Raw genomic sequence first — 23,297 nt, forward strand, 5'->3', positions numbered from 1 at the left:
GGTGTGCCCATGTCGAACTCGTTTTCTTAGTGAAGTTGCTGTGCTCTATGTGGCAAAATATGAACATTAAGTTGAAGGATGTTAGCTCCGTGCACAGCGGGCGATTTTGCTGGCTCGACAATTCGTAAATGTTTCTTTGTGTGATGCCAAAACACAACGAAGCACTAAATGTGTTTTAAAACGTCGTGTGACAGGCTCGATTGCTCATCAGTTTGCGAAAGGTTCAAAATCGGTCATGCAGGTGCGGTTCTGTCATCTAGGTTTTCATATTCGCATTGGAAATTGACTAGAGCATCTTTTGAATTGGTTTGCAGGATCTGCCTCGTGGCGAACAGCGTTTTTAAAAGAAAAATGTGTTCTTCACGGGCACATGGTAGAGCAAACTGCTCTAGATCAAATCCAATGTTGGTCTTTAAGTCCTGCCTTGTGGCGAGAGGTCTATTTGGTCATGAAAGTGACTTCATGGGCACGACAAGTATTGAAAAGCACTAACTGTTACAAGACCTGAACAGGTTCTCGGGATCCCAGTGATTCAGAATGACTTCAGAAGTGTTGTTTGCGGTTTAGGCTATGATTCCCCTGATGAAATGCGGAGCCTCGGATGTCTCAACAACAGCCTGTGATTTGTCTTGAGTTTAGTGAACTCACGCCGGTCCTTCTCGACAGATTTTTGCAGGCGGGGCATCTTCCAAATTTTCAGCGGTTGCGAGATGAGTCTATTGTTCAGACAACGGATGCGAATGCTGAAGGCGAATGGCTGAACCCTTGGGTTCAATGGGTGACAGTCCATTCCGGGCTGGAGGCTGCTGAACATGAAGTTTATCGACTTTCTAACGCTTACAAGCTGACCTCGCCCTCGATCTGGGATGTGGTTTCGGCTGCCGGAGAGAATGTCTGGGTGTGCGGCAGCATGAATCCCTGGTGCAGCGAAGATTTGAACGGACACATTCTTCCCGACCCGTGGTCATATCAGGTGAATCCGTATCCCAAAGGGGAGTTCGACGACTACGACGGATTCGTACGAAAGAATGTTCAAGAGTATGCAGCGAAGAAAACACCAGTTTCGATTCGAGAACGCTGGAAGTTTCTTTCGTTTATGCTGGATCATGGATTGCATGTTTCGACCATCAGGAGAATTCTCGGTCAGCTGGTGAAAGAGAAATTCGGGCGACATCGCTGGAAGCGGGCTGCCGTGCTGGATGCGATCCAGTATGACCTATTCGAATGGTATTACAAAAAACATCAACCCACGTTCTCAACGTTCTTCTCGAACAGCACAGCTCACTTTCAACACAAATTCTGGAGGAATATGGAGCCAGAATCATTTTTAATCCGGCCATCATCGTCTGAGCAGCGAGCTTACAGAAATGCCATTTTGTACGGCTATCGCCAAATGGACCAACTCGTCGGACGAGTCTTGAACCTTGCTCCGAAGGCGACGATTGTTTTGATTTCTGCTTTGGGGCAACAGGCGTTTCAAGAGAAGGATAACGAAGGGGGAATCCGGCACTATCGTCTGCACAACAAAGAGGCTTTGACGAACAGCTTGAAGATTACCGGTGAGTTCAATTATGAACCAATCATGGCGGATGAATTCTTCCTGAAGTTTGCCAATGAGATTGATGCGGAAGCCTGCTCAGCCCGTTTGTTGTCGCTGCAACTCCCAGATGGGACGCCAGCATTTTCTGCGGAGCTTGAGGGGTGCGAAGTGATCGGCCAGTGCCGGTGCCGTCAACTGATGCCGGACAATGCGCAACTCACCGTTGCAGTAAGTGGGGAGCAGATCGACTTCCACGACGTCTTTTACTGGGTTGATTCCATTAAGAGCGGGACACATCACCCCGATGGAATCTTCTGGATTCGGCAACCGGGGCACGCTTGTGAAGTTCGAGATGAGAAAGTCTCCTTGACGACCATCGCGCCGTCGATTCTTGAACTCCTCGACATCGAAAAGCCAGAATCAATGCACGATCAATCTGTTCTGCAGTCGACCGGTGCGGCAGGGAGCTCTTCTCGACTTCGCGAACTCGTGCAAGCCTGACTTTTCCGTCTCTCCGAGGCAGCAACCAGTTCGTTTTTTTAGCCTGGAGGACTGACGGCATTTGCATTCAACGACGCGTACTCTGGCAGTGGCATGTTGATTCGTTCATCATGTAAAGCTCGGATTCGCTCTCTGTTGATTCAGGAACACGCATGCTGGTTGCTCGCTTTTCATTGCGGTTTGCTCAAATTCTTTTTGCTGGGCTAGTCACTCTCTCAGTTGGGGGCGTTCTTCAGGCTCAGAACTTCGGGGAAATGATTCGGAGTTCAGATCCGCTGACGCCTGAAGAGGAATTGAAAACCTTCACCGTTCCCGAGGGCTTTGAAGTTCAGCTCTTTGCCGCTGAGCCGGATATTCAGAAGCCGATGAACATGGCTTTTGATGCACGTGGGCGATTGTGGGTGAGCGGGTCGAACGATTATCCGTTTCCGGATTTGACTGAGTCGGCGACTGACAGCATTCGAATTCTGGAAGATACCAACGGCGATGGCCGTGCCGACAAATTCACAACCTTTGTCGACGGAATCACAGTTCCGATCGGACTTTATCCTTATCAAGACGGGGTGGTTGCCTTTTCAATCCCGAACATCACTTTTTATCGAGACACCGACGGCGATGGGAGATCTGATGAAGCGAAAGTGTTGTATGGTCCTTTTGATTTCTCGCGAGATACACATGGGCTGAACAATGGTTTTCGGCGCGGGCTCGATGGTTGGATGTATGCCTGCCATGGGTTTAATAACAATTCGAAAGTTGCTGGAGCGGATGGGCATTCCATCACGATGCAATCCGGGAATACATACCGCTTCAAGCTCGATGGTTCTCGCATCGAGCATTTCACGCACGGGCAGGTGAATCCATTCGGGATGACGTTCGATCATCTCGGTGATGCTTACACTTCTGACTGTCACACAAAACCGGTCACGCTGTTAATTCAAGACGGCTACTATCCCAGCTTCGGGAAGCCGCATGATGGCCTCGGCTTCGTTCCGCCAGTGATGGAACACTTGCATGGTTCGACCGCCATCGCCGGAATCTCCCAATACACTGGCGGCGGATTTCCAGAGGAGTATGAGAATAATCTGTTCGTCGGAAACGTCATGACAAGCCGTGTTCATCGGGATGTGGTCAAGTACACCGGCTCAACAGTCAAGGTCGTCGAGCAACCGGACTTTCTATCCAGCAGCGATTCCTGGTTCCGACCGGTTGAGACACAGTGCGGTCCCGATCAGGCTCTTTATGTTGCAGACTTCTACAATCGTATTATCGGGCATTATGAAGTCCCGCTCGATCATCCGGGACGTGATCGGCATCGCGCTCGCATTTGGCGAGTGAGTTATGTTGGAGATCAGCCTGTGAACAGGTTTCAGACTCCACAGGATCTTACGAAGCTCTCTGCAAGGGAACTCATTTCGCAGCTGACAGTCCCAAACTTGCCTTACGATTACCGCATTGTTGAACAACTTGTCGAACGTCTCGGCGAGGACTGTTTGCCTGAAGTTCGAAATGTTCTAAAAGATCCCAAAACGCCGCTGCAGCATGCCTATTTGCTTTGGGTGAAACATCGGCTCGGTGATCTTTCGATTGCCGATCTGCGAACTGCTTTCGGTTCAAAAGACGAAGTGGTTCGCATCCACGTTCAGCGAATTCTGGCGGATCTCTCAGGTTGGTCAGAGGGACATGTTCAGCTTGCCTATGACGGTTTACAAAACAGCCCGCTTGTTCGTAGAGCCGCAGCAACGGCGCTCGCACAGCACTCGAGGATTTCGCATATCCCGGTTCTTGTAGCAGCCCATCAAACGGCGTCTGAGCATGATTTACATCAACGACATGTTTGCAAAATTGGACTGAGAAACTCCATGCAGCTCGATGGTGCGTATGAGTTCATTGAAAAGCTTGGCTGGAGTGAAGCTGATGAAAACCTGCTGGCCCAGATCAGTCTGGCGGTGAAGTCCGAGGCGTCGGCAAAGTCTCTGCTTCAACTTGTTGATCGTGTTGAGTTTTCAAACACCGACTTAAAGCAGGTTGTCACGCTCGCTGCGCGGCATCTGGAGAAGCATGATGTATCGCAGATTGTCAGCCTTTCGCAGTCTCGCTTTGAAAATGATCTCGATCAACAACTGGAATTGTTGCTGGCGATTCAATCGGGCTTACGGCAGCAAGGGTGTATGCCGACACAAGAACTCATCGACTGGGGTATTGAGTTGGTTCAGCAGGTTTTCGAAGCAGACGATTCCGGCCGAGGAGATTGGAAGTCGCTCGGGCTTTCAAAGAAACGGCCCATTGACTGGGGGCTCGAACCTCGCAATACCGCTGACGGAAAAAAGGATGTTCCTTTCCTTAGTAGCTTGCCAGCGGGTGAGCGCGCCGTCGGTTTGCTGAGATCAAAAAGTTTTATACTTCCGGCGGAACTCGCGTTCGATCTTTGTGGTCATCTCGGTTTTCCTAATCAGGCTGCCATCCCGCAGAATTTTGTGAGCTTACATCTGGCGAAGAATCATCAAGAAATTCAGAAAGCATTGGCACCGAGGAATGACACAGCCCAGAGAGTGACTTGGGACCTTGGCGAACATGCGGGCCAAAAAGGTTACCTTCAGGTCACTGACAATATCAGCGTTCGTGCCTATGCCTGGATTGCGATCAGCGGCATCTCTCCACCGGTGGTTCAAATTCCGAAAGTCGATTTCAAGACGAGTCACCAGCGTTTGATTTCGTCAGCGAACATTTGTCGGCAGCTCGGACTCACTCAATTTGAGTCAGAGTTGAAATCGATTGCACTCAATCCGTCTCTCATTGCTGCTGTCCGGTTTGCCGCGCTCGAGTCATTGGTGGCGGGGCAGGCCTCTCCTGAGGCTGACGTGTTGCTCTCAATTTACAATGTCGCAGGGGTTACAGGTCAACAGAAATTACGTATCGCCCAAGTGCTTCTTAACGATAATAGACAGCATGGCAAAGCGGATGCCGATGCTGGCGAACTCGAATTCCTCGCATTGTTGAAAACGTTCCCGCTTACAGTTCAAACGGCATTGGCCCGTTCGATGTCTCTGCAAGAGGCAGGGGCAACGCGATTGGCGGAACTGATTGAGACCGGAGCCATTTCATCCTCGGTTCTTGCTTCAACTGTTGTGCAGGCTCAGGTTGAAGGTCTCGACGACAAAGACCTGCGACAGAAATTCATTTCCCTTAAGGCGACGCTTCCCAAGTCGGACGACAATATCGCGAATCTCATCGCGCAGCGTAGAAGCGATTTCAAAATGGAACTGGCATCGCTGGATGCCGGCAAAGCGATTTTCAAAAAGAACTGTGCGGCATGCCACTCAATTGGTGAAGAAGGAAAAAAAGTCGGACCGCAGCTGGACGGCATCGGCAACCGTGGACTTGATCGAGTTTTGGAAGATGTCCTGGCTCCGAACCGAAATATCGATCTCGCCTTTCGCTCCCGTATCTATTTACTGGAAAGTGGGAAAGTTTATTCGGGATTGTTCCGTCGCGAAGAGGGAGAATTGACGGTCGTTGCCGACGCCAAAGGGGAAGAAATTTCTTTCTCAACAAAAGAAATCGCCGCTGAGAAAGTTTCAAACCTGTCGATTATGCCTGAGAACTGGGGCGAACTCATCAAAGATGATGAATTTCAGCACCTCCTCGGGTATCTCATGAGCCAGCGGCAGAAGTAGACAGTTCACGATGTGGGCGCTATTCTGTCATAGAGACTTCCCCGGACGCATTTCATGAGTCCGAAAATATAGACACAAACTGAAATCTGCTTCATGTCACGGACGTTTGAAGAACTCGCTCCACAAAATTTCTCGTTCAACAGCCCCCTTGGATGGTGTCCGGCCTGCGAGGGGTTGGGAACTGAAATTGGTACGGACCAGTCCGCAATTGTTGCCAATCCGAATTTGACTCTCGATCAGGGAGCCGTCTCCGCTTGGCCGAATCCACAAGAGAATCCGGGCTTTGCCGCCGTTCTTGAAGCGGTCACCGACCAGCTTGAGATTCCTCGTGACCAACCCTGGTATCAGCTCAGCCCACGTTTTCAACGGGTGATTCTTCACGGAACAGATGAGAGATGGTTTTCCGTTTCATTACCCGGATCGACGCAACCGATCAACGTTCAGTACAAGGGGCTGTATCCTGCCATTGAAGAAGCTTCGCGTGTTTCGTATCCGTACCGGGCGAAGTTTCAGGATCTTGTGGGTGAGAAACCTTGCTCAGTTTGTAATGGTGACCGCATCCGTGATGATGCCGCTGCTGTCCGCTTGAACGACAAAACACTTCCAGAGTTGTGCAAGCTTCCACTCGAAGAGTTGTTGCCATTTTTGCAATCGCTCGAACTCGATAGCAGTGAGAAAAAAATCGCTGGCGACTTACTGAATGAAGCGTCTCATCGCCTTTCGTTTCTTGTTGATGTCGGCTTGCATTACCTGACGCTCGACCGCAGCATGCCGACGCTCTCTGGCGGAGAGTCGCAACGAATCCGGCTCGCAGGTCAAATTGGTCGTGCATTGACAGGAGTTCTTTACGTGCTTGATGAGCCGACCATCGGCCTGCATCCGCGTGATAACGGTCGACTCATTGAGGCCCTCAATAAATTGAAAGAGCTTGGGAATACGTTGGTGCTTGTTGAGCATGATCGAGAAGTGATTGAAGCAGCTGACCGGCTTTATGACTTCGGTCCCAGATCTGGTCGATACGGGGGGAACGTCGTCGCTGAGGGGACTCCGAAACAGGTCAGCAGGCAAACTAAAGCATCCTTAACGGGCGCCTATCTTTCTGGCACAAAAGGGATTCCGGTTCCAATTCGGCGCCGGATGCAAATCATCGACGAAAAGAACGAACCTGTTATCGAACTTGAAAAACTTCAGGAAGTTTACGCCGATCCACCGGGGGAAAGCTGGCTGGAGATTCTGGGTTGTCAGCAAAACAACTTACGAAATGTCGACTTGCGAATTCCACTCGGGACGATGACCTGCGTGACAGGGCTTTCCGGGTCGGGCAAAAGTTCATTGATTCAGGATACGCTCGCTCGCGGAGTTGCGCGGCATTTGAAGCTGAAAGGTCCAACTCCGGGACCGTTTCGAAAAATGAACGGAGCTGAGCAAATCAGCCGGGTGATCGCTGTCGATCAAAACCCGATCGGAGCAACTCCGGCCTCGAACCCCGCAACGTATACGGGAGTCTTCGAGCCGATTCGCCAGCTCTATTCGAAAATTCCGGACTCAAAGATTCGCGGCTACAAGCCGGGACGTTTCAGCTTCAATCGGGCTGGCGGGCGCTGTGATGACTGTGAAGGGATGGGGCAGAAGAAAATTGAAATGCACTTTCTTCCGGATGTTTGGGTGGAGTGTGATACCTGTCGAGGAAAACGATTTAACCAGGAAACCTTGGCTGTCAAATACAAGAACCAGTCTATTGCCGATGTTCTGGAAATGAGTATCGGGCAAGCACTGGAATTGTTTCAAAACATTCCGAAGATCCGAGTTCCCTTGGCGACGCTCGATGCCATCGGGCTGGACTATTTGACTCTTGGGCAATCTGCGACCACGCTCAGTGGTGGCGAAGCGCAGCGAGTCAAACTCGCTGCCGAACTGGCAAAGCCAAACAGCGGTCGAACGTTGTATCTGCTCGATGAGCCAACCACCGGTCTGCATTTTGATGACATTGCCAAGCTGTTAAAAGTTTTGAACAGCCTGGTCGAACATGGCAACACGGTGGTCATCATTGAGCACAATTTGGACGTCATTAAAACCGCAGACTGGATTGTCGATCTCGGGCCCGAGGCTGGTATCGGCGGTGGGTGGATTGTTGCAGCGGGAACCCCGGAAGATGTCGTCGCTCAAAGTGATCATTATCTTTCCAATGGAGCAACCAGAAAAAAAACGAAGCGGAAGAAGAAAGCTGTTGCTCCATTAGCGACCGACAAGCCAGCGTTTCGAAGCTGGACCGGTGAGCTTCTCAAGCCTGTTTTGGAACACGACCAACGTGGTGAGGTCGATGTTTTTGATGCCAAGGAAGCAGCTCGTAAGAAAGAGGGTGATCTCGATATCTCCAAAGTCGGGAAAGACATCGCTGCCCCTTGGGAGCAGGATGGTCGCCGCTGGCATACGGTTGACCGCATCGCCCGGAATGGCAAGCCGATTCGCTGGGAAGGAGACGCGTTACTTCTGGTGACCGACGCTCTGGCCGAGATTGATGGGCTCCAGAAAGCGGCTTGGAACGATCAGGCAAGTGTTGAAATAACGGCCCGGAAGAAAGTTGGAACCGGCTGGTTCTTTCATGGATTAACAGGTGATGAGTGGTTGTTGCGATTTTACTTCCGCGTGCCGAAAGGAACATTCGAAGAAGCTGACGTGCAGGCTCGCATCCCGCTCAAACCGGTCAACGAGCTCGATGAAATTCAGGTCTACAATCGCAGTGAGCGAGTCCGTGTCAATGAGAAGAAAGGTCCGTTTCAGGAAGTGGTCTTTGATGTCCACTGGCTCGAAGAGATCGATACTCCGGAGTTTCGTCAGTTCCTGAAAGAGGCTGCCGAAGCGTATTTGAAACAGGTCGAAACAGTCGAGAAGAAAGATCCCAGTGAGTTAATGCCGTGGAAAGTCCTTGGCAAGAAGTGGCATCTTACACGCAAAGGTTTTCCATCGAATAAACGAGTCGCCTGGAAATTGGAGACGCTCGAAAAACTGTTCGATATTCTGGACGACACATTTAGCGGACTCACCCCGGACCACTCCAATAAGACAGATGTCCAATACAAAGACCCCAGCACCAATGATGTCGTCGCCAAACTGCAAACCAAGCGCCGCGACGGCATCTACCTGAGCCTCTATTCCGAACCGGGAACTTTCGCTCTCGGTCAGGTTTCCTCACTCGGGAAAGATCGACAAATCACCGCTGCCGGAAGCAAAGAAGCGATCCAAATTCAGTTGACTGCTCAGTCCCATGTCAAAGCGGCCGCACTGAAGAAGTTCCTGAACGAGTTCGTGGCAACAGTCTGTGCTGAGTAAAGGTCTCCCCCGGTGATGACTCACTGAGGCTATCTCGACACTGAAGACCAATGTTGGAACTGCCTGAGTCGTACTGATGAACCTGACTTTCATTGATCAATCCCTCCTTTTGGCAACCTATTATCGTGGGAATGATTTGCAGCAGGACAACTGGACTTCCTGCTGTGATCAGGTCGTGCAATTGTCACTTTTTTATTCAGGTGATTTGACTGCGGAGGAGTGTCAAAGCAGGTTTTCGCAAGGAAATGTTAGCGGACTCTATCAAGATGGTGGAGAACTCGTCTCGCAAGTCAAAATGCGATACGAACAGTTGATTGAGGTTCTTCGAATTTACCCACATCTCATCGAAGGTGGCGGTGATTTTGACAGCCCTGCTGATCCGACTTTCACAGCTTGCCGTCTCACCGCAAAAGGGCTTGAGTTGATTCCTGAAATCCTCAAACGCTTTCCGCAGAAACCATGCTTTCCCAATTGGCCTGATCGACGTAGCTAAGTTCTCTTCAGGGTGAATTCATCAGAGTGATGTTTCGGTTCTTTGGGCGGGGCAGTGAAATTTGGAAGCACGGGAGACCACTCTGAGATCGAGTGAGAATCACTGGAGCTTCGATATCTCGCACAGGTCTTGTTAGCGCAAATTATTCTCGGAACGCCGTGAATGTCTCTGAGAACATTCGCGTGTGAGGCTGATGTCACTCATCGTTGTCGAGCAGGAGTGAGGGCCCATTTGTTAATGGAGTATGAATCAATAAAAAGTTAGAAAAAATCAATTCGGTACGCCTTGTACAGACCGGTTCTCGCATTGAAAATCTCTAGAGGCAGTTGCAGACGCTCGGACAGGCCCCTCCATTCGAAACGTGCTTCTGTTCATAAGTTGTTCAATATGTGAACGTAATCATGCCACATCGATTCTACCTGTCTGAATGTACCGAATTGTCCCAATTAAAAAGGAGCTGCTGATGAGTCGTGCTGAGTTTGGATTGGGTTGCTGCAAAATGTTTTTTGCTGCAGCCGTTGTGACGGTCGTCGGATTGAATCCGACTTTCGCGCAGGAGGGGAAACCCAATATTTTGTTTATTGTCTCTGACGACACCGGATTTGGAGACCTTGGTCCTTACGGTGGAGGTGTAGGGCGCGGCATGCCGACGCCAAACATTGACCGGATGGCTGCGGAGGGGATGACTTTCTTTTCCTTCTACGCTCAACCAAGTTGTACTCCAGGTCGCGCTGCAATGCAGACTGGTCGGATCCCGAATCGCAGCGGGATGACCACGGTTGCTTTCCAAGGCCAAGGTGGAGGTTTACCAGCAGCCGAATGGACGCTCGGTTCTGTTCTGAAGACTGCGGGCTACAAAACTTACTTCACCGGGAAATGGCATTTAGGGGAAGCTGACTTCGCGCTTCCGAACGCGCAAGGCTACGACGTCATGAAGCATTGCTTCCTCTACCACTGCAATGCATACACATACGGAGACCCGACATGGTTTCCTGACATGGACCCCAAGTTGAGGGAAATGTTCGACAAAGTGACCAAAGGATCTTTATCAGGTAACGCGGGCGAGCCAGCTAAGGAAGACTGGAAAGTCAACGGACAGTACGTCGACACTCCTGACAAAGGGGTGGTCGGTATTCCTTATATGGACAAGTACGTCGAGAAGTCTGGGATTGAGTTCCTGGAAGATGCTGCAAAGAACCCCGATCAGCCGTTCTTCATCAACATCAATTTCATGAAGGTCCATCAACCGAATCTTCCAGCGCCTGAGTTCAAACACAAGTCGCTGTCGAAATCAAAATATGCTGACTCAGTGGTTGAACTCGACACTCGCATTGGTCGTGTCTTGGACAAGCTGCGTGAGCTAGGTTTGGACAAAAATACACTCGTCGTTTACACGACTGACAATGGAGCGTGGCAAGACGTTTATCCCGACGCCGGATACACACCATTCCGTGGAACCAAAGGAACTGTTCGCGAAGGGGGCAATCGTGTTCCAGCAATCGCCCTCTGGCCGGGCAAGATCAAGAAGGGTGTCAAGAATCATGACATCGTGGGCGGTCTCGATCTGATGGCGACATTCGCTTCAGTCGCTGGCGTTAAGCTTCCGACCAAAGATCGCGACGGAGAGCCAATCATTTTCGACAGCCAGGACATGACCCCAATCTTAAAAGGGACTGGCAAAGGGACACGGACGGAGTGGTTCTACTTCACCGAGAATGAACTCACGCCAGGTGCAGCTCGAGTCGGCAATTACAAAGCTGTCTTTAATCTCCGAGGTGACGACGGACAGGCAACAGGTGGTCTCTCGGTTGATTCGAATCTCGGTTGGAAGGGTGCAGAAAAATATGTTGCCACCGTTCCACAAGTCTTCGATCTGTGGCAAGACCCACAAGAACGGTACGACATCTTCATGAACAACTACACGGAACGTACCTGGACGATGGTGTCAATCAGCGCGTCTATTAACAAACTGATGAAGACCTACGTTAAGTATCCGCCCCGTAAGCTGCAAAGTGAAACGTACACGGGACCAATCACGATCTCTGGGTACGAGCGGTTCCAGCATGTGCGTGAACAACTCAAAAAAGAAGGTGTGACCATTCCTCTGCCTACAGGCAACTAGAGCATTTTCGTGTTTCTTGTGCCAGGTGATTGGCTGAGTCCCACGAGATAGATTGCGAGTCTGATTTCTGAACATCCTCTCGCAGTCAGTTGTCTGACCTGATTTTATGCGGACCGTTCGTTAAGAGCGGTCCGCAACATAAAATTAGAACCAGTCCGAAAACCACTGGAATGGTCGCTTTCCTCAACGTTTGAGAGAGCAACTTCAAGTTTCAGGATTAGTTCTAGCGAAATGCGTTCTTCACGGGCACACGGTAAAGCAAGCTGCTCTAAAAGGTCCACTTATTTTTGAGTGGAAACTTCCGTTCGCTCTGAAACTCTATTCCAGAAGTATTCTTCCGGTGGGTCGTCAAAATCGATGAGGTGCATCTGGTTTTCGCTGATGCCGAGGATTTTGAAATAGCCCTTCTCTCCGAAGTCCTTGATGATTTTCTGTTTGTTTTTTTCTGGGGTCCCGCTCACAATGGTGTGGGTGAGCAGGTCATCTTTGAGAGTCCATTCCAATTCCAGATGGACTTCGTCTCCATAGAGCAGCGATGCCCAAAAGCCGAATGTGACATCGATACTGGCTGTGCCGTCGGCGCGATTTTCGATGACTCGATTTGCTTCCGGGGCGTTGAGTGCCCACGTTCCGAGGATCTGCTCCGAAGTGATTTCTGCGGATTGTTCAGTGGCTCCGATTGCCACCTCGCTGTGAACAAGAACACCTTCGGTCGCGTCTGACCGGGTTTCCCCTGAAGCAGGCTCTCGTGCCAGGTAAAGATAGGCGATACCGAGAGTCAGCAGCACCATGAGCGGGATGCTGAGAAGGCTCAAGAATCTCCGGGAGTACGGTCTCATTTTGGAATCTGTCGCTTGATCGCTCATGGTTTGCTCTTGATGTCGATGCGGCATCAAAATTCTGTTCGAAAGAAGAGTTATTGGGAGTCAATTTACAATTTTACCGACAGATGCCAGAATTGGGTACGCCGATTTGAATCTCCCTGACCGTCAAATCTCTTCGACGGGGCAGGCGTAAAATTAACGTAATTCACGAGAGAAAACATGATAAGTGGAATTCAGCGATCAGTTCTCGCACTTCTGGTCTTCTTTTCGTCGATTCAAGTACTGATGGCTCAAGGGGTTATCGCTCCCAACGAGGGTGACAAAGTCGTCATCCTGGGGAATACCCTTGCAGAGCGGATGCAGTATTTCAATCACTGGGAAACGTTGCTTCATCACCGATTCCCTGAGAAGAAACTTGTCGTCCGTAACTTGGGTTGGTCCGCGGATGCGATCGATACTCGTCTTCGGTCACAGGATTTTCAGGATCACGGTCACACGCTTGTTGATCACCAGCCGAACCTGATTCTGGCAATGTTCGGGTACAACGAATCATTTGCTGGCGAAGCGGGCATTCCTGAGTTTGAAGAAAAGCTTTCCAAGTTTGTGGATGAAATCAAAGCACTCAAGTATCCGAGTCAATCTTTCAAGCGTGGTTCCTATGAGCCGCAGATTCAGGATAAAGAAGGCGCACCGAAGCATGACGTTCGAGTTGTGTTGATCTCTCCGATTGCCAGCGAAGATCTCCCTAATCGTGGAATCACCGCCGGAACGGACAACAACACAAACCTGGAATTGTACACTGCTGCCATGCAGCGTGTTGCAAAAGCCAAAGGGGTTCCGTTCGTCGATCTCTTCGCACCAACGAAGAAGCTTTATGAGGAGACAAAAAAACCGCTGACGATGAACGGGATTCATCTCAACTTTAGAGGCTACCGGGAGCTGGCAAAGATTCTTGACGGCAAGCTGTTTGGTGATGCAAAAGCATCGGACGTCAAACTTGGCCAACTCCGAAAAGAGGTCGCTGAAAAGAATTTACAGTTCTTCTATGACTACCGGGCGGTCAACGGTTTCTACATTTATGGAGGACGCAAAAAGCCATTCGGTGTTGTGAACTTCCCGGCTGAGTTCGAAAAGCTCCGTAAGATGATCGCTGTTCGAGACAAACGTATTTGGAAGGTGGCCAGTGGGGAATCGGTTCCGAAGGAAATCGATGATTCAGGAACGGGTGAGTTTACTGAAATTCAAACCAACTTCAAAAACGAAGTCTATATCACTCCTCCTGACGAGGCTCTTGAATCGTTCACTCTTCCTGAAGGCTTTGAGATCAACTTGTGGGCTTCGGAAAAAGATTTCAAAAACCTTGAGAACCCTGTCCAGTTTACTTTCGACGGAAAGGGCCGTCTGTTCGTGACGACAATGCCCTCGTATCCGATGTACCTTCCGGGTGTGCCTGTTGACGACAAAATTTTGATCCTTGAGGACACCAACGGGGACGGGAAAGCGGATACAGAAAAAGTCTTTGCGAAAGGACTTCATCTTCCGACCGGGATTGAACTCGCGAACGGAGGAGCGTATGTCGCGCAGCAACCGAACCTGATGTTCATTAAAGATACCGATGGCGACGATGTCGCTGACGTGTATCAGCATCGGCTTCACGGCTTCGACTCTGCTGATTCTCACCACTCGTTGAGTGCCTTTGAACTGGGACCGGGGGGCGAATTGTATTTTCAGGAAGGGACTTTCCACCACACGCAATTCGAAACACCTCAGGGACCAGAGAGAGTCGCCAATGCCGCAGTATTCCGCTACGAACCACGTTCAGAAAAGCTGGATGTCTTCGTCTCTTATAACTTCGCCAACCCCTGGGGGCACTGCTTCGATAAGTGGGGACAGAACTTCGTCGCTGATGCATCTGGCGGAGCAAACTACGTGGGGGCAGCCTTCTCGGGAGACCTCGATCATCCGCGTAAGCATCCGGGGTTGAAGCAGTTTCTCGTGAAGCAATGGCGTCCGACTTGTGGATGCGAAATTGTTTCGAGTCGAAACTTCCCGAAAGAGATGCAGGGCAACTACCTGTTGAACAACTGCATCGGTTTTCAAGGTGTGTTGCAGTATCGCTTCGAAGACGATGGATTAGGTTTCGCAGCTGAGCCAGTGGAGCCGCTGTTGCGTTCATCCGATCCCAACTTCCGTCCTGTTGACCTGCAATTCGGTCCAGACGGAGCTCTGTATGTTCTCGACTGGTTCAACCCTTTAGTCGGTCACATGCAGCACAATCTCCGTGATCCGAATCGTGACAAAGTGCATGGTCGCATCTGGCGGATTACTTACAAAGACAACCCGCTCGTCGAACCGACCAAGACTGCACTTCAATCAACCGAAGAGCTTTTGACGACTTTGAAGACTTATGAGGATCGCACACGCTTCCAGGCCCGTCGTGAACTCGGTTCTCGGAAGAAAAAAGAAGTGATCCCAGCTGTCGACAAAGCGATCTCGGAAATCAAAACCGATAGCGAAGCGGATCAGCACCTGTTGCTCGAGTTGCTGTGGGTCAAACAGCATCACGATGCCGTTGACGTCGAACTTCTCGACCGAATCCTGGCCTCAAAAGATGCTCGTGCCCGCGCGGCAGCCGTTCGTGTGTTGTGTTATTGGCGAGACCGAATTGACGAACCACTCGCCAAAATTCAAACAGCGATCCACGATGAGAATCCCCGAGTCCGTCTTGAAGCGGTTCGCGCTCTCAGCTTTTTCGACAGTCAGCAGGCTCTCGACATCGCTGTGGAGTCTCTGATTTATGATCAGGATGTCTATCTGGAATACGCATTAAAGGAGACCATGGAGACTCTGCAAAACCGGATCGACGCCAACGCAAAAGCTGTCTCACAAACTGATTCGAATTAAAGCGATTCATGGTTTCGTGTCTGTGAAGCCGACGCTTGTGGCTTGATAGACTGCTTGCCAAGAGGCAAAACGCGGCTTCTATTGAGGCTGTAAAATTCCAGATGAGTACGGTTCAGGCCGAAATCGTTCACGATTTCGGCCTGTTTTTCGTATTTCACCCTGCTTGAAACGTGTTGGGAATTGAATCGTCTTGCTGTGAAGCTGGGTCAGTTCTACAATTTCAGAGTATTCACTGGTAAAGAATACCGATATGAATTGAAAGAACGCCCGTAGGACGACATCTCAAACCTCTGCTCTGTACGTTTGATCAAGTTTGAGTGAGCACTGCTGCGTGGACACAGTAATATTCAGCCTCTGAAGGCCTTCTATGAAATACCGATCTGAATCTGTTCTTTGGGCAGCGACTTCTGCACTTTTAACAGCTGCTATTTTTATGGTGACCGTTTCGACGGGTGTCGCCAAAGCACAATCGAGTGATGACGACGAATACTACGAACTCATGCGAGTGTTCGTTGATACATTTCAGCAGATTGATCGGAACTACGTTAAAGAGGTCGACAAACGCAAATTGATCGATGCCGCTGTTCGCGGGATGCTCTCAGAACTTGATCCATATTCGAACTACATCGCCCCTGATGATGTCGACAAGTTCACCGAGGCGATCACTCAGAAATTTGGCGGAGTCGGAATTCGCGTCAACTTTGATGAAAAATTGCGAGCGCTCGAAATCATTACTCCGCTTCCGGGAAGTCCTGCATATAAGGCGGGGATTCATTCGGGGGATCGAATTGTTGAGATTGACGGCAAGCCTGTGAAAGAATTCGAACTCGGCAAGGAGATGGAGAAAGCGATTGAGTTGCTGCGAGGCGAGCCTGGTGAAGAAGTTGAGGTTCTTGTTCGTCGTGACGGGACAGGTGAGGAAGAGACAATCAAGCTCGTTCGTGACACAATCGAACTCGAAACGGCCCTCGGGTATTCACACAATCCCGATTCGTCTTGGGACTTCATGATCGATGATGAACACAAAATCGGCTTCGCCCGTCTCACACACTTCACTGATCGGAGTGCGGGTGAGCTTCGCGAAGTTCTGAAATCCCTGCGAAAGCAGGACATGAAAGGGTTTATCCTCGACTTGCGATTCAATCCAGGTGGACAACTTCGCGCCGCGATCGATATTTCAGACTTGTTCATCGAGAAGGGGAAAATCGTCTCAGTTGAAGGCCGTAACCGTCGCGATGACAGTTGGGCCGCGAAACGTTTTGGAACCTTCACTGGATTTCCGATGGTGGTTCTCATCAATCGTTACAGCGCCTCTGCAAGTGAAATCGTGAGTGCTTGCCTGCAAGACCATGACCGCGCTGTTGTGATTGGAGAACGAAGTTGGGGGAAAGGGAGCGTTCAGAATGTGATCGATCTCGAAAACGGACAGAGCGCCTTGAAGCTCACAACTGCCAGCTATCAGCGACCGAGCGGAAAGAACATTCATCGTTTCCCGAACGCCAAAGAGACCGACGTTTGGGGCGTCTCTCCTAATGAGGGCTTTGAAGAGAAGTTTTCGAATAAACAAATGCGAGAGTTTCAAATTGACCGGGGAAAACGGGACAACCATTTCCTCGATTCGTCGTACGAAAGCGATTTTGAAGATACTCAACTGCAGCGCGCCCTGGATTATCTGATTGGCGAATTAACCGGAGAATCCAAGAAAGAAGAAGCTCCCGATGAGGAGAAAAAGGAGGAGAAACCTGCTCCAAAAGCTGATGAAAAAGAAGCTGCGATGAGCGTTCCATTTCTTCTTGTCCCGCAAAAAAGCAACATCGGTTGATGCGGAGTGTTCGTCGACCCACTGACACTCATTTCAACGATTTAATTCACGGAGGCAGTTCTTTTGCCTCTTTTTATTCATTTGGACACTTCGCTTTCGTCACGTTATGAACCAGCCTGAAGTTCTTCTGGCGATTGAATCGTCCTGCGATGAGACTGCCGCAGCTGTCATTGATTGTGATCTCAACGTCCTGAGTAGCGTGATCGCGACTCAAGATGAACTACATCAACGTTTCGGGGGAGTGGTTCCGGAAATTGCCTCGCGCGCACATCTTTCCAACATTCTCCCCGTCATCGATGAAGCATTGAGAAAAAGTGAGCGGAAACTCGAAGATCTCTCCGCCATCGCTGTGATGACTCAACCCGGCTTGGTCGGCTCTTTGCTTGTCGGTCTGACAGCTGCCAAAACACTTGCACTGGTTTTGAATAAGCCACTCGTGGCGGTCAATCATATCCACGCCCATCTTTACGCCTGCCAGATGATCGCAGAGGAAGAGATATTTCCCGCAGTCGGTTTAGTGGTCAGCGGAGGGCACACGAACCTTTATGATTGCCGTTCGACAACCGAATACGAGTTAGTCGGTTCAACCATCGATGATGCAGCTGGCGAAGCTTTCGACAAAGCTGCTGCCATGCTGGGACTCCCATATCCCGGAGGTCCGCACATCGCACGGGTCGCACAGCAGGGGAACCCGAAAGCGTTCCGGTTTCCCCGCACTTTCATCAAAGACGAGCGGCTCGCCTTCAGTTTCAGCGGAATCAAAACTTCGATGCGGTACACCGCTTTGGGGCAACCTGGCGCTCGAGAAGAGCCACTTCCACTCACGGAACAGCGCATCGCGGACTTGAGTGCCAGCTATCAGGAAGCCATCGTCGATGTCCTGATTGCGAAATGCCATCAGGCAGCCAAGAAATTTGGTCGGAAGTCACTTTGCGTCGGCGGGGGTGTGGCAGCAAATCAGCGGTTCCGTGAACGCTTGGACGAACTGCAAGAGCGAGAAGGTATCCAAGTCACGATTGCCCCGATGTCACTCTGTACTGACAACGCTGCCATGGGAGCCATTGCGTGGGAATTGCTAAAGCAGGGTGACATCGCCGATCTCGACGTCGATGTGACGCCCGGCTTAGTCCGCCATCGTTCGTGAAGTTCACTTTCATGACTCGATAGACTGCTCGTCTCGAGGCAGACCTCGAACGTGCTATCAAGCGAACTATTCTAAGCGCGGTTCTGGATGATGGAGAGCGATTCGTCTGATTGAATGCGAGCTTCTCGAGCATCGAAAATAATTTGTGAGAGTCGCTCGGGGTAAGAGATTGCAGTCAACGTCATAAGGGTGGTGCCCTTGGCGTTTTGGAGATTCAAATCCCCAGTTCGGTGGAATTTGTATCCACCGCTACCACTGGATGCGATTTCGATCTCTTCAAAATCGGTCAAGGCGATTTGCTGACTCAGTGCATTGCCGATGATGTTACGTTGCTGGATTGAGCGGTTCGTCAGGACGTAATAGCTACCAAAGAGTTTGGTCAGAATGTAAGCCAGCAATGCTAATGGAAGCAGTAACGCACCAACGAGTATCGAAATCACTAAGCGGAGTGGCAGAAACGGAACGCCAGCAACTCCGTCCATGATTGAACCGATGAGGCCACCGAGCGCACTTCCAGCGATGGAAGGGTAAATGGCTTCAATGTCTGCTTCACGGTTTGCAGAGACTCCTGCAATCGGTTGGACTGTCGCGGTTGCCATAAAATGACCTGAACTCGGTGCTATCAGTAGATTTAAGAGAATTTAGAACTGATCCTGAAACTTGAAATTGCTCCCTCAAGGCGTTGAGAAAAGCGGCGATTCCAGAGGTTTTCGGACTGGTTCTAGAGTGCAGGAATCCTACCAAAGCGGTGTTTCGGATTCCAGCTGTTCACAGTCTCTTGCCAGAGCTGGGAACAATTTTGTCGCAGGTTTTAGACACTTCAAGGTTTCACAGAAATGAAAAAATCTTGTTCATCAGGATTATTTGACGCTTCGGAACTCTTCAAGGGGGTATTCGTTGATGGGAATCCCCAAGCTGCGAATCTCTTGCAGCCGTTCCCAGCCGCGCGTGACCAGTTCTTCCCGAGCTTGAACGTCGGAAGGGTCGAGTTCTGATTTTGAGAAAGCACCCTCAACCTGAACAGGTGTGAACTTCGGAGCTACAATGAATTGGGCGAGCGTTGGGTTACATTCCAGGTGTCGTTCGGGAGCAGAGAGCAACTGTCGAGCGTCGATTTCGCCAATTACGAAACGGAGGTACAGGTCGCTGCGAGTGATATTGGGAACTTCCTTTCCACAAACTTCACAAAGATAACCCTGATCACATTTTGCCATGTGGCAATCTCCCTTCAGGAGTCTAAAATCAGATTCGGATTCAGTGTTTCGCAGAGAGGCGAGCGATTCGGCAAGAACGCCCCATACATCGGGACTATTGTCACGTCTGACTCGTCCGAGACAATGGTCCCGGGTGACAATTTGCCAAGAATCATTCTTTGTTGTTCGCCTTCCAAGGATGACTGTTGATAAGTGCAGCAAGTTGTCGTCGTGGAACCTCCTTTCGTCGTCACCGTCTCGATAGTTCTTCATAATAGTTATTTGTTATGTCACTCCCCCGCTTCGGCGTTCAGAATCCTGTTCTCGTCAACATGATGATGCTCGTCACTCTTGTTGCCGGGGCTGGGTTTGCCTTGACGTTGATCCGTGAGATGTTCCCGGAAAGCCGACCGAATCAGATCGCGATAGCTGCTTTCTACCCAGCGACGCAACCGGCTGAACTCGAACGTGCGGTGACAATCAAAATTGAAGAGGCGGTCCGGGATGTGGATGGTGTCGAGAAGGTGAACTCGACAGTGTCCGAAGGAGTGTCGAATACCACTCTCACGCTCTTTAACTACGTCAAGAATGTCGACGTGGTCATGCAGGAAGTGAAGAACGAAGTCGATGCGCTGCAGGATCTTCCGGACGATCTGGAGAAGATCACCGTCACCAAAATTGAACCGACTTTGCCGGTGATTATGGTCTCTGTTTACGGAGATGGGGATGAGCGGGCACTCAAGCAAGCAGCCAGAGAAATCAAGGACGATCTTCTCGAACTTCCCGGTGTCAGCGATGTTCAACTTTCGGGTGTGCGCGATGATGAAATTAGCGTCGACGTCGATCCAGAAAAGCTGCTCGAGTATGACCTGACATTTGAGGAAATTGCTCAAGCGATTCGGCAGACAAATTTGGATATTTCGGGTGGCAACCTGAAGGGAGACCGTTCACAGGTCGCGGTTCGGACTTTGGGGGAAGAGCGTGAAGGTCAAGACCTGGAAGACCTGGAAGTTCGAGCACTGCCTGACGGACGCGTCATTCGACTGGCTGATGTTGCCACAATCCGTGATGATTTTGTTGACAGCGATGTTGCCAGTTTCTGGGCGGGGAAGCGATCGGCAACTCTCACTGTTCAGAAAACAGCCAGTCAGGATGCGATTCAAATTTCCTCGCTCGTCAAAGCGTATGTTGCAGGAAAACAGGGGGAGCCGTTCTCGCTGAAGAAGGATCGGCCCCAAGGATTTCTGGACAGCCTGTTTCCCGATTTTTCGGAAGCGATCATTAAAATTTCCGGGAAACCGAACCCGTATGAAGTTTATGCAGAGAGTCGAAAGAATCCATTCCAGCATCATTTTCAAGTAGAAACTCATAACGATTTGGCCCGCTTTGTCGAAGGGCGACTCGATTTGATGCTCCGCAACGGCAGGTCGGGGCTCATTCTTGTTTTGATGAGTCTCGTTCTGTTTTTGAATTGGCGTGTGGCGTTGTGGACTGCAATTGGGCTCCCGATCTCTTTTCTCGGAACCTTCATTGTGATGGCGCTGCTGGGAGTTTCATTCAATTTGCTGTCGATGTTCGGCCTGATCATCGTGCTGGGAATTATTGTTGATGATGCCATCGTCATTGGTGAGAACATATATCGCCGTGTCGAGGAAGGGATGTCTGCGCGAGAAGCAGCCATTCTGGGAGCGGAGGAAGTTCAATGGCCCGTGACCACCGCTGTTTTGACAACCATTGCCGCCTTTCTTCCGTTAATGTTTATTCGTGGGCAAATCGGAGATTTCTTTCGTGAGCTTCCGTTGGTGGTGATCGCTGCTCTATTAGTTTCACTGGTTGAAGCGTTGCTGATTCTTCCTGCACACTTGCGACACTTACCTTCACAAAAAGAGAAGCGGCAAGAGCTTCGAAAAAGTGCGATCGGTCGAATTGGTAGATTTTTTGATCGTCTACAAGTCGGCGTTCTAGATGCTCTCATGAGAGTTTATGCAGGGCTGTTGAGAATCGCTCTGCGTTGGCGGTATGTCTCACTGGCAGTTGCGATGTCGCTTTGTCTGGTCTCACTCGGACTCTTTGTGGGAATGGTTCCAAAAGCTCCGAGCGGCGATGCAACCGGCTCAAAAGAACAACCTCCTGAATACCAGGTCTCCATCGGAAATCTGGTCAAATGGGAATTCATCCAGAAAATGGATTCCGAATCGATGTATGCTCAAATCGAAATGCCGGTCGGTACGAACATAGAAGCGGTTGAAGAAAAGCTGAGAGTGATTGGAGAAGTCGCTGCTGACATTGTTGAAGTCGAAGGGATTCAAATGGATGTCGGCGTCATGATGGACGTCGGTGGTGCAGGCGGATTGGGTATGGAAGTGGCGTCGCATGTCGGGCAGATTTGGATCGAGTTAATGGCATCCGATGAACGTGAACTGAAAGGTCTGCGGTCCAGTCAGGAAGTCCTTGCACAACTTCGACAAGTCTCCGAAAATTTCACCGGTGTGAACTCGGTGAAATGGCAAGTCATGAACGGTGGCCCCGGCGGGAAAGATATCGAAATTCGTATTTCGGGCGGAGAGCTCGAAGAGCTGGAACAGGTTGTCCACGAATTTCAGGATCATCTGGCCACATATGCCGGGGTTGTCGACCTCTCTGACGACTTCGACCAGGGAAAGCGGGAGTTGCAAATTCAGCTTCTCGAATCTGCACGTCCTACGGGAATCACCAAAGCTTCACTCGGTCAGCACATTCGCGCCGCCACTTATGGAGCCGAAGCCCGCCGGATTACTCGTAACCGCGAAGACGTGAAAATTATGGTGCGGTATCCTGAAAATTATCGTGAAGATGTATTCAATATCGAATCGATGTGGATTCCGACTCCCGTTGGAGCCGACGGCACTCGCGGTTGGGTTCCCTTAACAGAAATTGCCAAAATTGAAGAGACGCGCGGCTTCACACAAATACACAGGTCGCAGCAAAGGCGAGCGATCTCCGTTTATGGCGACATCGATGAAGCTGTCACCGCAGCGAGTGATGTCATCTCAAAAGTCAAAGAAGACTTCGTTCCGAAAATTCTCGACAAGTATCCCGGAGTGAAAATTGAATTCCTGGGGAGTACCGAAGAGCAGGGGAAATCGTTCAGCAGCCTCAAGATGGCATTACCAGTTGCGGGGCTACTGATTTACATGATGCTGGCAGCTCTGTTTAAGTCGTACTTTCAACCGATTGTGGTGATGTCTGCAATTCCGTTTGGATTTCAGGGAGCGATCATCGGTCACTGGATTACGAATAACCCCATGACGATTCTCAGTATGATTGGCTTGATTGCACTGACTGGAATTGTCGTGAATGATTCTCTGGTGCTGGTGGACTTCATCAATCGACGTATTCGCGCAGGGATGAACGAATTTGAAGCAAGCGTTCAGGGAGCCACTCTGCGGTTGCGTCCGATTTTATTAACGACGGTGACGACGTCTGCCGGGCTCACTCCACTGATGTTTGAACGCAGTTTTCAGGCAAAGTTCCTGATCCCCATGGCTGTAACGCTCACCTTCGGTCTGGTCTTCGCCACTGTACTCACGCTGTTGATCGTCCCGGTACTCAATATGATTTTTTTCGACATTCGAAATTTCCTCGGTTGGCTGTTCGGCAAAGACTTGAGTACCTTGGCGGAGAAAGAGCTAGAAACAGTGTCTCAAGCAGAGCCGAAAACAGAACGTGAAACGGGGGCGCAGATTTCCCCTCAGCCGGAGATTCTTTGAA

At 50.3% G+C, this 23,297-nt stretch carries 12 protein-coding genes; 9 read left to right on the forward strand and 3 right to left on the reverse strand.

The window, feature by feature from the left end; genetic code table 11:
* Positions 1 to 601: 601 nt before the first annotated feature.
* The 5 genes from Mal48_RS22310 (at position 602) to Mal48_RS22330 (ending at position 11,660) form a co-directional block, all read left to right on the forward strand.
* Positions 602 to 2,041, forward strand: a complete 1,440-nt coding sequence (locus tag Mal48_RS22310) for a hypothetical protein (RefSeq protein ID WP_145205162.1) — start codon at positions 602 to 604, stop codon at positions 2,039 to 2,041.
* 152 nt (positions 2,042 to 2,193) lie between these two features.
* Positions 2,194 to 5,715, forward strand: coding sequence for a PVC-type heme-binding CxxCH protein (locus tag Mal48_RS22315; RefSeq protein ID WP_145205165.1), 3,522 nt, complete (start codon positions 2,194 to 2,196; stop codon positions 5,713 to 5,715).
* A gap of 93 nt (positions 5,716 to 5,808) precedes the next feature.
* Entirely contained in the window at positions 5,809 to 9,045 is a 3,237-nt protein-coding gene (uvrA, locus tag Mal48_RS22320) for an excinuclease ABC subunit UvrA (protein WP_145205168.1), read from the forward strand.
* Positions 9,046 to 9,121: 76 nt separating this feature from the next.
* Positions 9,122 to 9,538 carry a hypothetical protein gene (locus Mal48_RS22325; protein WP_145205171.1) on the forward strand — a complete coding sequence of 139 codons (417 nt, stop codon included), beginning with the start codon at positions 9,122 to 9,124 and terminating at the stop codon, positions 9,536 to 9,538.
* Between the two features lie 499 nt (positions 9,539 to 10,037).
* Positions 10,038 to 11,660, forward strand: coding sequence for an arylsulfatase (locus tag Mal48_RS22330; protein ID WP_145206507.1), 1,623 nt, complete (start codon positions 10,038 to 10,040; stop codon positions 11,658 to 11,660).
* A gap of 281 nt (positions 11,661 to 11,941) precedes the next feature.
* Here Mal48_RS22330 and Mal48_RS22335 read toward each other — a convergent pair whose 3' ends face one another.
* A complete protein-coding gene (locus tag Mal48_RS22335) occupies positions 11,942 to 12,526 on the reverse strand; it encodes a hypothetical protein (RefSeq protein WP_145205174.1) in 585 nt (194 codons plus the stop codon).
* Positions 12,527 to 12,703: 177 nt separating this feature from the next.
* Here Mal48_RS22335 and Mal48_RS22340 point away from each other — a divergent pair, with 177 nt between their 5' ends.
* The 3 genes from Mal48_RS22340 (at position 12,704) to tsaD (ending at position 18,354) form a co-directional block, all read left to right on the forward strand.
* On the forward strand, positions 12,704 to 15,388 hold the full coding sequence (locus Mal48_RS22340) for a PVC-type heme-binding CxxCH protein (RefSeq protein WP_145205177.1): 2,685 nt from the start codon (positions 12,704 to 12,706) through the stop codon (positions 15,386 to 15,388).
* 367 nt (positions 15,389 to 15,755) lie between these two features.
* Entirely contained in the window at positions 15,756 to 17,210 is a 1,455-nt protein-coding gene (locus tag Mal48_RS22345; RefSeq protein WP_145205179.1) for a S41 family peptidase, read from the forward strand.
* A 106-nt stretch (positions 17,211 to 17,316) separates the two neighbouring features.
* Positions 17,317 to 18,354 carry a tRNA (adenosine(37)-N6)-threonylcarbamoyltransferase complex transferase subunit TsaD gene (gene tsaD / locus Mal48_RS22350; protein ID WP_145205183.1) on the forward strand — a complete coding sequence of 346 codons (1,038 nt, stop codon included), beginning with the start codon at positions 17,317 to 17,319 and terminating at the stop codon, positions 18,352 to 18,354.
* 71 nt (positions 18,355 to 18,425) lie between these two features.
* Here the strand turns inward: tsaD and Mal48_RS22355 are convergent, their stop codons facing one another.
* Both Mal48_RS22355 and Mal48_RS22360 read right to left on the reverse strand, forming a co-directional pair.
* Entirely contained in the window at positions 18,426 to 18,953 is a 528-nt protein-coding gene (locus tag Mal48_RS22355; protein ID WP_145205186.1) for a hypothetical protein, read from the reverse strand.
* A gap of 261 nt (positions 18,954 to 19,214) precedes the next feature.
* A complete protein-coding gene (locus Mal48_RS22360) occupies positions 19,215 to 19,568 on the reverse strand; it encodes a hypothetical protein (protein ID WP_145205189.1) in 354 nt (117 codons plus the stop codon).
* Between the two features lie 266 nt (positions 19,569 to 19,834).
* Between Mal48_RS22360 and Mal48_RS22365 the strand changes: the two genes are divergently transcribed.
* Positions 19,835 to 23,296 carry an efflux RND transporter permease subunit gene (locus Mal48_RS22365; protein ID WP_145205192.1) on the forward strand — a complete coding sequence of 1,154 codons (3,462 nt, stop codon included), beginning with the start codon at positions 19,835 to 19,837 and terminating at the stop codon, positions 23,294 to 23,296.
* The last annotated feature ends 1 nt before the right edge of the window (position 23,297 follow it).

Source organism: Thalassoglobus polymorphus, from assembly GCF_007744255.1.
In the GTDB taxonomy this organism is placed as follows: domain Bacteria; phylum Planctomycetota; class Planctomycetia; order Planctomycetales; family Planctomycetaceae; genus Thalassoglobus; species Thalassoglobus polymorphus.